Annotated in this window: 4 protein-coding genes; 3 read left to right on the forward strand and 1 reads right to left on the reverse strand. The window is 46.3% G+C overall.

Annotated features, from left to right (window positions below):
* Positions 1-71 precede the first annotated feature (71 nt).
* The 3 genes from CWO08_RS10015 to CWO08_RS10025 all read left to right on the forward strand — a co-directional run bounded on the left by CWO08_RS10015 (position 72) and on the right by CWO08_RS10025 (position 15,043).
* Complete coding sequence (locus tag CWO08_RS10015; RefSeq protein WP_108020383.1) at positions 72-10,463, forward strand: DUF11 domain-containing protein; 10,392 nt, start codon at positions 72-74, stop codon at positions 10,461-10,463.
* A 27-nt stretch (positions 10,464-10,490) separates the two neighbouring features.
* On the forward strand, positions 10,491-14,006 hold the full coding sequence (locus CWO08_RS10020) for a hypothetical protein (RefSeq protein ID WP_108020371.1): 3,516 nt from the start codon (positions 10,491-10,493) through the stop codon (positions 14,004-14,006).
* Positions 14,007-14,068: 62 nt separating this feature from the next.
* Positions 14,069-15,043 (forward strand): OmpA family protein, encoded by a 975-nt coding sequence (locus CWO08_RS10025; RefSeq protein ID WP_102478576.1) that lies wholly within the window; start codon positions 14,069-14,071, stop codon positions 15,041-15,043.
* A gap of 83 nt (positions 15,044-15,126) precedes the next feature.
* Here the strand turns inward: CWO08_RS10025 and CWO08_RS10030 are convergent, their stop codons facing one another.
* Entirely contained in the window at positions 15,127-15,546 is a 420-nt protein-coding gene (locus CWO08_RS10030; protein WP_102478575.1) for a BLUF domain-containing protein, read from the reverse strand.
* Between the last annotated feature and the right edge of the window lie 38 nt (positions 15,547-15,584).

Here is a 15,584-nt window from a genome sequence, read left to right on the forward strand (position 1 = left end):
ACAACCTTGCCTTTTTCTTATCTATTTTATTGTTTCCATTCTCCGTCCAAGCTGAAACAGCGGGGCTAAAAATGGATCTGTCCGTTGATAGTGCGTCTTATGACAATGGGCAAAAGGTCGTTTATACGCTTGTTCTTACGAATGAGTCGGATAAAACCATTGCAGGGTTGGATGTTAAAGATGATCTGTTAAATATCTTAACGACAGACGATGAAGGGAATGATGTTAACGCCTTTACTCAAGCATCGATCCAAGCGGAGGCGACGATTCTTTCATCGCCGGGTACTTACAACCGTCTTGGTAGTTTAGAGGCGACTGACGTACGTATTACTGTGGGTGGCTCGGTGACCTATACCATGACCGCCAAAGTTTCTGGTGACGCAGCCGATACGATTGATAACGTCGCAAGCGCGAGCGCTGGGCCTCTTTCATCTGCTGAATCAAATACGGAATCTATTCAACGAGGTTTGTACGAACACGATATTCTGGTGTCGGTAGATAAGACAAACTACCAACTGAATAAAGAACTCACGTACTCGATTAAGGTATCAAATACTGGCGATATGGTGATTCGAAGCCTTGATGTTCAAGATGCTATTTCAGATATCAAGACACTCGACATTGATGGTGTTCTTCAACAGGCCTTCACAAACAATGTGAACTCAGCCGAGGTACAAGGCGGTGAAAGTGATGCAGGTAAATTCAACTCTTCAGGGGATTTGTCCGTCACTGATGCGTCGATAGATATTGGTGGATCTATCACCTACACAATTCGAACGACCGTTGCCGACAAACTCGTCGGCGATATTGTTAATGACAACATAACGGTAGAAACACGAGATGCGCAAGTCACTGGGAATGAAATCACTACGCCCCCCACAGCGTCTAATGTCACTCTTAAACATACCTTGAACCAAACAGAGAACTATGTTGTTGATGATGAGTTCTCTTACACGGTTACTGTAACCAACCAAGAAAATTCCGGTATCGCTTATCGCTATTCTGTTCAGCAGTTACTTGCTGACTTAGAGACCGACTTAGGTAACGACATCAGCAATGATAAAAATGCTACCGATACCAAGGGGAATCCTTACGAATCTTGGACCAATCAAGTTATTACTATTGGGCCTAACAGTACCTCTCAACTGGCTGATAGCGGCGTAGAATCCAACCATTCACTGGATGATGTAGTCTCTATTTACCCTGGCGAAGAGATCCTTTACTCGGTTGAAGTCGATGTAAGCCCTGTTTCAATTGGCGAAATTCCTAAAGTTATCGCACGTGTAGTGAATGCCGAAGGCACGGCTGATTCTGCTGATGTGGTGACTAACCCTCTAGATACACAAGAAGTCCTAAACTCTTCATCAAGCCAGATTACCCGCAACAAGAACACAACAGATACCACTTATGTACCTGGGATATCGGGTGAAAATGAAGTGGTCTACGACATTGTTATCTCCAACAAAGACACTGAATTTTTCGCGAACGATGTTGAAGTGATCGACAAATTCTCTTGTATCGTGACAGAGCAAGCCGATGGTACTACCGATTCTGCGTTTTCCGAGTGGAAGTTGGAAGTGGATGAAAGCAGCGGTGAGGGTTCTAACTATGGCTCATTTAATTATGGGGCTTGGACTACGAACGACATCAACCTAAAAGTCGATCTTGCTCCTGAGGGCTTTGTTCACTACAAACTGACAGCCAAAGTAGCAGATACCAGTGTGGGTCAAATTGTTGATGATGGTACCGATGCAGGTTTGTGTTTGGGAGATAACCTGGGTGAGGCGGGTTCTGGCGTGCAAATGCCAAACTCCAAGTTAAAAGTACAGAAGGAAGTGGATTCTCGCTACTACTCTGCAGGTGGCACACTCAACTATGAAATTACGGTAGAAAACAACGGTGACGGTTACGCGATTGATGTACCTGTTTATGATGACATTGCATCAATCATGACCAAATCAATCACGGATGAGCCAACTAAAGCGTACTTGAGCTGGGTTGTGACGGCAAAATCTTATGGCTCTGATGACTTAGTCTCAATAAACAGTGATCCCGGTTTTAGCGGTGAAATTTCAGGTAATCAGAGTAATAAGAACATCTTAGATGTGAAGGCGAAGCTAGCCCCGCACGACAAAATCATCTATAGCATTGCAGCGGTGGTAAACCCGATTGCCGATGATGAGATTCGAAATGAAGTGACGGTAGATAGCGTGCTTTATTCCGACAGAGGTTCATACCCACGAGATTACTACTTAGTATTGGATAAGCGTGTTGATGGTCATAACGAACAGAACGCGTATACCGACACCACAAATACTGTCACTTATACAATCAGCGTTACCAACCCTGAAGGGAATGGTTTCGCGTCTAACATCAATATTAAAGATGAAATCAGCACGATAGAGGCTGAGTTACTGCATGAGCCGGGTGAAACCAAGCCTGTGTTTAAATCTTGGACGATCACTGCTGACAGAGATGCGGCTTCTCCTTGGGTCAAAGCGGTCACCGATCCTGGAGAATTCTCAGATAATACTGACCTGAATGCCACGGCACAAATTCCACCAGGTGCAACTATCACCTATACCGTTGTTGGGACACTCGATCGCGACGTAGACAGTGAGATTCTTTGGGGAGCATTCACCAATACCGCAACAGTGACGGGACCAGATACTAATCTATCGGATACGGTACGTACCTATCCTAGCGAACCGAATCTTGTAGTCGCTAAGACTGCTCGACATACCGACTTTGTGGTCGGAGAGCGTGCTACGTTCGATATTGATATCTATAATCGCGGAGCTGGTTACGCGAACGACGCAACGGTAAAAGACAGCATTTCAGCACTCATGTTCTTCGATAGCTGGACGATTGTCGGATCGACTAACACCGATAAGCCGGGGTCTCGCTACGGTGATATTACTGATAATACAGACATCAACACTGATGTTGATATCACTCCAGGAGGTTGGGTTCGTTATGAGGTGAGTGGTATTGTTAATGCTGATTATCCACATGATCAAGTATCCAACCGTGTAGATGTCTATGACCCTATTACAGACAGAGAGCACAGTTCTTCCGCGCAAATTAATAACGCAGATAGCCTTTTTGATATCAATGTTTCCCTTACAAAGACGACGGATGTAGTCCGCTATACACCAGGTGAATACGTTGAATACACCATTTTGGTTAAGAACAATGATGAAGAAAGCTTCGCTGAAGTTGAGCTCAAAGACGAACTGACGAAGGTCTTCACAACACTTGCCAATGATAAAGATGCGTATGTTGAGGATGTCGAAAACCAGTCTGCATTCGAGCATTGGTTGATAGATACTGGGAGTGGCTATGGAAGTCAATCTACCCATGATGTAAGGATTCCGTTGTCACTTGCTCCCGGTGAATTGAAAACCATAAAGATTAAGGCCCTTGTTAAAGATAATGCGGTGTCAAATGGGGTTGACGCGGATGGGCTAAATGTTATTCGGAATGAAGCTTTACTCCTCGATAGTAGAGACTCTGGGTGTATGACAGATTGCGAATATTTTAAGCGTGCCGTGGCTGAAAACCATCAAGTTCACAATAACGGTACCGTGGTTCGTACAACCAACATCAACCGCTACTCTCCGGGCGATGAACTGACTTACACCATCAAATACAACTCTCAGGATGGTCACGGCTATCGCAACAACGTTGACGTTAATGAACTGATCAATGATATCTCTGTTGAGTTACAAGATGGCACATCAGGCAATCCATTCTTCGACGATGCGGTGGGTACCAACAAGTTTACGGTGGTAGTTGCTAAGAGCGATCCTGCAAACGCGGGTACAACCGATGGTACCAAAGACGGTGATGTTGCGAACGACACTGACATTGTGACTTCGATTGATATCGATGCTGGTGAAGACGTGATTTACACAGTAACAGGTACCGTAAGACCGGATGCGGTCGGTGATATTCATTACCGAGATACCGTCGTGATTCCCGATGATTACCATTTAGATTTTGATAAAACGACTGATGAAGTGGTGTACGAGCCAGCTCAAACCGTGACCTATCACTTGGTGATTGAGAATGACGGTAAAGGCAATGCTCACGACATTCCAATTGTCGATAACCTCAAAGATATTACCGTCGATCTCGTAGACGGTACAACTGGACCTGCGTATTCAACATGGACCATTACCTCTATCGCAACGGGCACTGATTCTGAGTATGTCGATGCAGGTGCGGGTGCAGGTAAGGTTTATACATCAACAGACAACAACCTAAACGAAGAAGCCGATATTCCGATGGGAGCAACGCTTGAGTACCAAGTAGTGGCAACCATTAACGATAAAGCCAATGGCGATATTATCAATGTACTGACTGTTGATGGAGATACGATCTCTCATGATATCTCGCAAGCTGGTCGTCAAATTGATTACGAAAAAAATATTCTGGACTACTACGATGCTGATGGAAACAAGATTCCGGGTGCAACGAGCTACATGCCTGGTGGTTACATCGAGTATGAAATCTATATCGAAAATATCGCAACTGCGCACGTTGATGATATCAGCCTTCGTGATGACATCGACCAGATAACGACTCAATACTACGACGGAACTCGCGGTCCGGCGTTTGATAGCTGGACTATTGAAACGTCTGAAGACAGTTTAGGGATCTCTGACCCTGATGTTGATAACTCGATCAAAGACAATCAACCGATCGATACGCACTTTGATATATCGGCAGATAACTTTGGCCGTGCAGTATCGTCACCGTTTGTACGTTATGTCATCAAAGCCAAAATCAGTCCCAAAGCAGTAGGTTCTTTCACTAACCGAGCGTATATCGATGAAGATGATGGCAACCAGTTAATTGCTGTTTCTCCCCCAACGTCGATGTCAGAGCCAGAGATAACATTCTCGAAAAAGGCGTTCTATGACGCAGGCTTCTCTTCGGCAAAGACAAAGTACTCTCAAGCTGCGGGTGAGAGTGAAGTTTATTACCGAGTTCAAATTAAGAACACGGGCAACGGAATTGAGTATGGTTCTCGCCTTGAAGATACCATTTCTGCAATTCAGACTCGCATTGCAGAAGATGCTTCGACGTCTGGCGCTGACCCTGTCGGGCAACCATTTTTATCTGGTTGGGAAGTGCAGCTAGAAAAAACGGCAGCGGTAGGTTCGATCACGGACGCGGTTGACTTTGTTTCTGGTAACAACGTTGATATTGATAACGACATTGTTATCGCGCCTCAAGAAAGCCTAACGTTCACCATCCATGCTGAGATTCGTGAGGATGCGTTGGGCGATATTCAAAACAAAGCGAATTATGACGGTATGGTTCGTACTGCGACTCTAATGCCACTAGGAAGTAATATCAGTGTTGAAAAACGCGTGGTGTCGATTAACGGCAACCCGTTCAATGATGGGGATACCTATCTGCCGGGTGACGAAGTCGAGTATGAATTCGTGGTCACTAACCCAGAAAACGGTTGGGCAAATGATATTCAGATCAAAGACACGGTAAAGGATATTCAAGTTGAGGCTATTGGTGGAACAATGGAATCCGCCTTTGTTTCGGGCGATATCACTCACGAAGTTAGCAATGGTATTGATGCTAACGTCGATACTTATGTTCCGAGCTATAACCCAAACAATAACCTGAATATCGAAACCGATATTGCCGCAGGTGAAGTGCTGACGTTCAACTTAACAGGTGTTATCCGTGATGATGCTTTGGGGACTATCGAAGCCAACCGAGTGACGGCAGGTAATCAGTCAGCAACATCAGAAACGATTCCGCCACAAGCGGCTGAACTCGACTACTTCAAAACCTTGGTATACACCGATGGTGAATCAGCTGGCTGTTCAGTGCCTTCAAACGATGGCAGCAGCTGTACCTATGCACCGCGTGGTGATGTTGAATATCAAGTTACGTTAGATAACACCGGCGATAGTATCGCCAATGATGTACGTGTTATTGATGCTATCCATACCCTCAAAACCGAAGATGGCGATGATGCTTTCTCTGATTGGGCAACAGCGATTGCGGTTGAACCGGTTGGAACTTATGACGTGCAAGGCAACTACAATGGCAGTGTGCCATTGAATGCGACTGTCGATCTTCGCCCAGGTGAACGCATCGTGTTCGATGTCAAAGGCACAGTTTCAACATCGGCAACAGGTACCATTACCAATACGGCACAAGTGAACGGTGATGACACCAACGACATCGTACTTGACCCTGGTCGTTCTAATATCCTAATCGATAAGTGGACAGATACACCTACTTACGTGCCGGGTGGCACGGTGAATTACTACATCGACATTACCAATGACGATGTGGATTCTGGCCTGTTCTCAATCCGCGACATCATCAGTGGCTTCGAAGTCGAAACTGTCGATGGTTCAATGCAAACCGCACTCACTGAGTGGAGCGTTGATTACGATGTCTTATACAACTCAGCACCATCGGATCCTGACGCGAATGATTTCTCAGAGTTAGACAAGCTCGTTGGGCAAAGCAGCCCAGACATCGATTTGCCTGCTGAGTCAGTCAAGATGGCAGGGCGTGATGATGCGGGTACTGGCGGCGGTGATAAGTACACGGTTGTTCGAATCCATGTTGAAGGCAAGGTCCGTAATGATGCGATTGGTCGCTTTACCAATACTGCATATCTACGACATGGCTTAGACGATTCGAAAATAGCTCGCTTAAGAGAGGGTTATATCACGCCTCAACCGGGACAGTTGGTGTTAACCAAAGAAGCTACCCCGATTGCCGAGCCTGATGCTAAGTACCAACCGGGCCAACCTATCTCCTACAAGATCACCGTGGCTAACACGGGTGAAGGTTACCTTGTGGATCAAGTCCTGACGGATCGTATCGATACCATCATGACCGAAGTGGCGAACAGCCCAGATCAAGAACAAGCCCTTACCGGCAACTGGATCATCAGCGATGAACAGATTGATGGTAGTGGTGACCCAGCATTGAATGCTCGTAAAGATGTGTCTAACACTGCTCAAGGTTACCGCGCCACTTACAGCATTCATCCCGGTGACAGCTATTCGTTTGTTGTCACAAATACCGTGAATGACAAAGCCAAAGGCGAGATCACTAACGTTGTTAAAGTGGTTGGCGATGATGGTGAATACACCGCAGACGCGACCTACATTCCAGAAGACGCACAAGTTGAGATCACAAAAGACGTTGATAAAGCGGAGTACCTTCCGGGAGAAACACTTCAATACACCGTGACCGTTAAAAATAACGGTTTAGGTTGGGCTGAAGATGTTGTGATTGAAGATGCGTTGAAATCGGTAGAAACCACGATTGCTGGTGGTGAGACGAAGCAAGCCTTTGACCCCGCTTCAATCCAAATATCAGCCGTCTCGACAACAGGTGAAACGCCCGTACCAGACGTAACCAGTGGTGAAGATCTAAACGAGACGCTCGATATCGCACCGGAAGACAGCATTGTTTTCACTATTCAAGTGACGACTAATCCGTTGGCGACAGGCGATATTACTAATATCGCATCAGCGATCTTTGACGGCACAACATTTGATGACAGTGCTACCAGTACACCAGTTTTGGCGATGGTTTCGGTCAAGAAGACGGTTGATACGCCATCGTATGAAGTAACCAAGCTGATTAACTACGACATCACCGTAACCAACAGCTCTGATGCTTTTGCATCTGGTGTTCAACTTCAAGACATCATCAGTGACATTCAAGTCGACACGACCGCGGATAAACAAGAGTCGGCATTCCTGATGTGGGAAGTGAGTATTGAAGCTTCAGATGACCGCACTGTAGTGACGCCGAAGACGTTTGAATTGAGTGAAGACATCGACGTCAATATGGATGTTGCGCCACAAAGTACCGTGACATTCCATGTTAAGGCGTTGATTCGTACTACGGCGATTGGCGATATCAGTAACACGGCAACCATCACTTACAACGGCGCACCACAAGACTCAACGGTAGTCATGACACCGAAAGACTCTGAGTTTGTTGCGACGAAAACCAACGTACAAACCGAGTATGAGCCGGGTGGTGAGCTGGAGTTCTTGATTACTATTGAGAACACCTCAAACAACTACATTAGTGACCTAAGTGTTGTCGATGATATGAGCACGATAGAGGTGAGCTATTACGATGGCACCACTGGCCCTGCCTTTGTTGCCGGAACCACTTCTTTGATTGTTGACTCAACCACGCTAGGCACGACGACAGAGCAAATTAGCCCGATTGAATACAGTGTGGATATTGCACCGCACGGTACGGTTGTATTCCGCTCAAAAGGCACCGTGGTCGATACTGCGACTGGACGTATCGTCAATACAGCGCAAGTTGACGGCGGCGATGTGGTTAGCCCTCCGGTTAACACTGTCGCGGCGGTTGTTCAAGCTGAGCTCTATACAGACGCACCTTATTACGTGCCGGGCGACCAAGTTGAGTATCACTTAGTGGTACAAAACATTGGCCGTGGTATCGCTAAAGATGTGGCGCTTTACACCCAGTTCTCTGAGTCAATGGGTGATTACATAGATGGCTCCCGCAGCAATGCTTTTGATGATTGGACCCTAACAGCATCATCGGAAGGGGCTGAAACGCAGCCGGGTACGTTTGATAACGATAAAGACCTCTTCACCTTGGTCGACATCGCGCCGGGTGGCAAGATTGACTACACCTTCACATTGACCGTCAACGAAGACATGTTGACCAACATCGATGTACTCGGCTACTACCTTGATCTAACGGGTAGCCCGACGATGCGTGCTCGATCTAAAGGTATGTTGGCATCAGAAACCTCGATGCAGGCAGTAGCAGACCAAGTATCAGCTCTGGATCTACCTCCAGTGGGCGCAGATCTGATTGTCGAAAAGCGTTCAGACAAACCTGAATACACCGAAGACGACGACAGTGTCACTTATTACCTAGCTGTGACCAACAATGGTTTAGGTAATGCAGCGAACGTGCGACTCACTGATGAGATCAGCGAACTGCAAAATAGCGTTGGCAACAAAGTGTTTACTGACTGGACGATTGAAGGTGTTGAAGTCGATGACACAGGCGCGGTGATTCAGCGTCATAGCTTCCCGTCGAGTAAAGATCTAGATACCACCGTTAACCTAAAATCCCAAAAGCGAAATGCCTATGCGTTCGAAGTGGTGGGTACATTAGGTAAAGGTTTAGATGACGACATCACCAATACCTTTACGGCGACTGAACCTGACGGTACTGAAACTAGCGACAGCGTAACCACTCACATCAAGAAGATTCCTGACAACTCTGGGGAATTGGAGCTGACCAAGTCGGCGCTGCAAGATACCGCGCAAGTCGGTGATGCGGTTGAGTACGAGATCATCGTTGAAAACAACAATGAATCTTACTTTAAGAACGTGACGGTAGAAGACCGTTACCCAGGTGGCTTGAAATACATCGTGGACACGTCAGAAATCGTGTTGAGTGGTATTGATGGTGAGTTTGGTACGGAAGACGATCAGGTTCTTTCTCAAGAGCCATCGGACACAGGCAAGCTTATGTTCACTTCGTTGAACTTTGACCCGGGCGAGAAACTGCGTATTCGTTACTTATTGCGAGTATCGGTAGGTGCGACCTTTGGTGACTACATCAACACCGCAGTCGCGAAAGTGGATGGCTCAGCGGTTTCTAATGAAGACACCGCCAAAGTGACCGTAGAACCGGACAAGGTGTTCGATACCTCATCGATCATCGGCAAAGTCTTTGAAGATCACAACAAAGATGGGTTCCAAGCGGATGCCACTGCGTTTGATGTTGAGTTAACTGCGAACCTAGCAACACAAGGCTACATCGCTGATTCGACACACATCATCCGTGATGGGCAAGACGTTGCTGTCGAAGATGGTGCAATAACCACTGCACTTGGGCAAGGTTTGGATCTTGGTGATCTTTGGGGTCACTCAGTGAACCGAACACTGCCAGAAACCAGCAAAGTGGTGATTCAATTCAGGACTCGAACACAGCAGAGCTTTGATTTCTATGTCACGACCGATGCGGGCTCTCGTATCGAGTTTGATGCACAAGGTCAGATTCAGTTTAAGCATGAATCCGATAAGAAGAAGGGACTGAGCGCGGAAAACCTCAACGTAACAAGAAACCTGTATCGCGATGGCGAGGATTACCTGTGGGAAATCGTTATCGAGAACAAAGGCATTTACGAAGATGGTATTCCGGGCGTTAAGTTGATGACGGTTGAGGGAATCGTTATTTACACAGACCAGTACGGTCGTTACCACGTGCCCGACCAATGGGTACTCAATAAGAAAGGTAAGAACTTCCTCGTGAAGTTGGACACTGACTCGCTATCCACCTCCATGGAAGTGGTGAGCGAAAACCCGAAAGTGTTGCGAATTACCCCGAATAAGCTCACCAAGTTCAACTTTAGCGTTCATCGCAAAGAGCAAGAAAGTGAACAGCAGTAAGCCATTGGAACCGTATCTGGAAATTGTATGAAAGTATTTAGTAAGTCTCGTTTAGCGACGTGTGTGTTGACTGCCATTCCTGTGATGGCGGTAGCGAAAGACACGGGTAAGCTGGAAAAGCTTGGTTCAGAGACAACGGGCATTGAAATCACTAAGCCGAACCAAGACCAAGACAGCTCGCGTATTTACCTTGAACAAGGTGCTATTTGGGCAAGCCGTGATATCACTCGCTTTGACCCTGTTCTAGATGTCAGTGTCAGTGACGAGCTGGAAGTCGAACAAGGTACACTGCGCGATAGCGTAGGTTTCACCATCACGACTAACTATGGTTATTACATCAAGAAGTATCAGCTAGAAGTGTACCGTGTCGGCGATTTTGGGCTGTCTGAACCCATCGCTGTACTTGGTGGCGAAAAGCTAGCAAACGATTCTGATATTAACTGGGATGGTCAAACCGATGTCGACTACCAGTTTGAGGTGGGTGAGCAGCTGATGTTCCGTCTAAAAGCGTGGGACAAAGATGGCAACATGGACGTGACCACCGTTGGTGTGACGGATTTGGTGAAGCCAGACTCTGAAGTCGATATCGATCGCAACGATAACGACGATGAAGAGAGCAAAGACAAAAGTTACGGCCAAGCTAAGTTGATGCGTCACAACATCCCGACCAATGCGGGCTTAGCCAAGTTCATTGGTACCGGTTTGAAAGGCGTCGATAAAGTCATCATCGGTGAAGACGAATTTGACGTTGAAGATGGCAACTTATACGCAGAACAGTATCTACCGACAGACTCTTACATTTTCCCAACCAAGGTTGTGTTTGATAACGGCGATGAGCGTCGTTATAAGCTTTACGTCCGTATTCCAGATACCTACTACGCTCAAACGGGTTTGGCTGATCTTTATGTTGGTAAGAACAATGTTTCTGGTAATAACAGTGCGCTGAGCGTCGATGACCAATATCAAGATGACATCTATAACCAAGGGCGTTTGGCGTACTTTGGTCAGGGTAAATTTGGCGATAAGCTTCGCGTTACGACTCACTTTGATACGCGAGAAAGTGAAATCAAAGACATGTTCAAACATCCGTTCGCCTCGGACGATTCGGATGTGTTCGATATCCTCGAAGACGACGATGAGCTTTATTACGGCAACTATGGCGATAGCTCAAACATCGAAAAAGTGGTCAACACCAAGGGCAAGGTTTACCTCAATGTCGAATACGATAAGTCTCAATACTTGTGGGGTAACTACAACACGGGTTTAACAGGCACCGAGAATAACGATTACAATCGTAGCCTCTATGGTTTCAAAGCCGATTATCGTACTCGCGATACTACACAATACGGTGAAGATCGCTTGAACGTGGTCGGTTTTGCTGCAGAAGCAGATTCGTTGTATGCACACGATGAGTTCTTGGGTACAGGCGGCTCTCTGTATTTCCTTCGCCACGGTGAAGCGGTACCGGGAAGCGACAAAGTTTACGTCAAAGTAAAAGATGAATCTGGCCTAGTACAAAATGAAATCCCGCTTGAGCCGGGCGTCGACTATGACTTTGACCCGTACCAAGGTCGAATTATTTTGACCAAGCCACTCGATAACATTCTATCCGACAGCTTTGGTAGCGTGATTGAAAACGGAGATGACTACGAAAACTTTCTGGTTGTCGATTATGAGTATGTTCCACAAGGTTCTGACTCATTAGATGCGATGTCTTACGGTGGTCGTGCCAAAGGCTGGATCAACGATTATATTGGCGTTGGCGTGACGTACGCGACCCAAGAGAAAGACAATCAAGATTACGAGTCTTACGGTACCGACTTAACGCTACGTGCTACTGAGGGGACCTACATTAAGGCTGAGTTCGCGCGCAGTGAAGGTAGGCAAACCGAGTCGAATTTCGTCTCTACTGATGGTGGTTTAACCTTTACGCCAATTGGCGATACATTGGAAGACCGTAAAGGTGACAGTGTCCAAATCACAGCTGTCACCAGCCTTTATGACCTTGCACCAACTATCTTTGGTGCAGTAGGTAATGACTTCAAGCTTTGGTATCGAGACAAAGACGCAGGATATAGCTACGCGAGCAGCAGCGATGACCTAGAGCAAGAAGCCTATGGCGCCGAACTTCGTTTGCAAGCGACCGATCGTTTGGCGGTTCTGTCTCGTTTCTCGACCAACGAAGAGCGCGATGTTGACGGCAATCTAGAAACAGACACCGAGACTATTGAGGTAGAGACTCAAGTTAAAATCACCGAGCACATCAAAGTTTCGGCGGCAGGGCAACAAACTGAAGAGCTTAACCAAAACGACGAGCACAGCGATGCGACCTTAGCGGGTGTACGTTTGGAATACATGTGGGACAGCGACAATAGCGTTTACGTTAAAGGGCAAAAGACTGTCGATCAGTCGGATGACTACGACGAAAACGATAGCGCCTCGATCGGTGCTGAATTCCAAGTTTTGGAAGATTTGTCTTTAGGTGGTGAATATACCGATGGTGATCGTGGGCAAGTTGCTGAAGCGACGGTGAGTTACGATGTATCGGATGATCATTCCACCTACATAACTTATGTTGATGACAACTATGAAGGCCAAAACAACGTGATTGTCGGTCAGCGTGCAGACCTCACCAGCAGTGTCGATTTCTACCAAGAGAACCAGTTCGTTGATGAAAATGATGGTCACGGCCGTATCGATTCGTATGGCTTTGGTTACGACGTGACGGAAGATGTTGAGATGGGCATCGGTTATCAGCTTGGTGAAATTGAAGATGACGAAAACATCACCACAGAGCGTGAGTCCATCAGCTTCAATGCGTCAATTGACCTAGATGACATCACTCTAAGCCACAAATTCGAATACCGATTGGATAAGAGTGAAGACGACCCAGAAATCGCTCGAAGGGAGCTGCAACAAATCGTGACCACCAACCGTTACACACACCATTTAACGGAGGAGTACACGCTGTTTGGCAAGTACAACTACTCAATCACAGAGAGTGAAACCACTGGCGAAACCATGGCTCAATTTACCGAAGCAACAGGTGGCCTAGCTTATCGTCCGATCTACAACGATCGATTAAACCTACTTAGCCGTTACACCTATATTGCGGACTTCGACCAACTGGATCGCGATGTGGATTATCAAGACGAAACCAGCCAGATCATTGAAGTTGAAGCGATCTATTCGATCGACCAACACTTGGACGTCGGTACTAAGTACGCCCATAAAGACAAACAGCAAGCTTTTGAACGAGCATCTGGTTCGAATGAGCTGGTTAAAAGCGATATCGACCTATACGGACTGAGCGCTTCTTACCGCGTGATGAAAGAGTGGGATATCACGGGTGAATATCACTGGAAAACGGACACACTCAACGATGAGTTAGAGCACGGCGCGTTAGTTTCGGTGAATAAGCACATCGGCGATAACTTCAAAATGGGCATTGGCTATAACTTCTCTGCGTTTGATAGCGATCTAACCAATGATGATGACTACGATGCATCCGGTGTGTTCATTAACTTAGTCGGTAAGATCTAAGCCTGCCCCAAAGTGGGTTGAAAGTTAAGAGTAGAGAATTCAAAGTGACAGTTAAGAGTAAGATGAAAACAATTATTTTCCTAATAAACGCAGTGATGAGTACTTTGTTGCTTTCTGGCTGTGCAACCGACACGTACGTGAGTCAGGAGAACCGAGACAAGTTTGCTGGCATAGACGTGTCTAAGTTTTTAATCAGCGAGTGTTTGGCGCCAGAGCGTGAGGTGCACATCGCCATCGCAGAGCATTTTGCCTTTGATAAATACCAATTACGCGACCTCGACAAGATCAACTTGGATACCTTTGTTAAAGAGATCAGAGGCCTCAAAGGGCGCATCACGATTGTCGGCCATACTGATTATAAAGGTTCTCTCGAATATAATGAGCACCTTTCACAGCGCCGTGCTAAATCGGTCGCGGACTATTTGAAAGCACACCTCGACCCAACGAATTACGATTGGGAAGTGAAGCACCTTGGTGAGACTCAACCTCTGTTGCTGGGTAAAACCGATAAAGACCGAGCAGAGAACCGCCGTGCGTTTATCGTGTTTGAAGAGGCACAGAAGTACGAAGAGATGCCTTTCTGTGAGCCACCAAAACCTGAGCGTAAGGTTTACATGGCGATGACGCCACACTTTGATTTTGATAAGTCAGTGCTAAAACCAGAGGACTTAACTCAGTTAGATGACTTTGCGGCTCAATTGAGTGACTTACAAGGCAGTATCATGGTGGCAGGGCATACAGACCAAGCCGGTTCGGTCTCTTACAACGAGAAATTAGCAGAGCGCCGCGCAGAAACGGTGGTTGAATACCTCAAAACCAAACTCGACCCTAAGCAGTTCATCTGGGAAGCGAAGTCATTTGGTAAGTTGCAGCCTGCGATTAATGAACGATCTGAAAAAGCCGATGCATTAAACCGCCGCGCGTTTATTGTGTTCAAAGAGTCGGATATTACTGCCGAGCAGGAACAGCAAACACTATCAGGTAGTGAGCAAGGTTTTCTTCGTAGTGAAAGCGATCAGAAGCATGGCGATGAATAAAGAGCAATCTTTTAAATAATGTGAAAAAGCCCCATCCGTTGGGGCTTTTTGATATGTCTTCTTCTGATAAAAGGGGCGTTAATCTACTCAGAAGGCAAATTCTGCTTCAATTCTAGAAGCATTTGATAAGCACTTTCACCGGACATCTCATATGGGTTGAATTGGTTGGATGTTGAAAACTGTAAGTTTACCAGCTCGGTTAGGCTCGACTGAGGAATGTCGCCCATAGACCAGTCTCCAAATTGCCGACAATCTATTTCCTTGAAATACAAGATCATGACGTTTTTGTGGCGCTTATCATTGAGAATATGATTGTAGGTATGGTTAACCGCAGTTCGTGAACCTTCGATACATTGTAGGAAATACTTATCGTTGTGACTAAGAAGGCCAGTTAAGTGGCTCTGCTTATTGCGATCGTGTGAGATCTTGAGAATTTCATCTAAAGCCTTCGAGTCGCAGCTTTCACAAAGCGTACTGACATAAATTAACCGAGTTAGGCGCATAGGCATCACTTCGAATTTTGTTCAAAAGGTACTAATAA

Origin of the sequence: Vibrio sp. 10N.286.48.B8, from assembly GCF_003050085.1 — a bacterium.
GTDB lineage: Bacteria > Pseudomonadota > Gammaproteobacteria > Enterobacterales > Vibrionaceae > Vibrio > Vibrio crassostreae.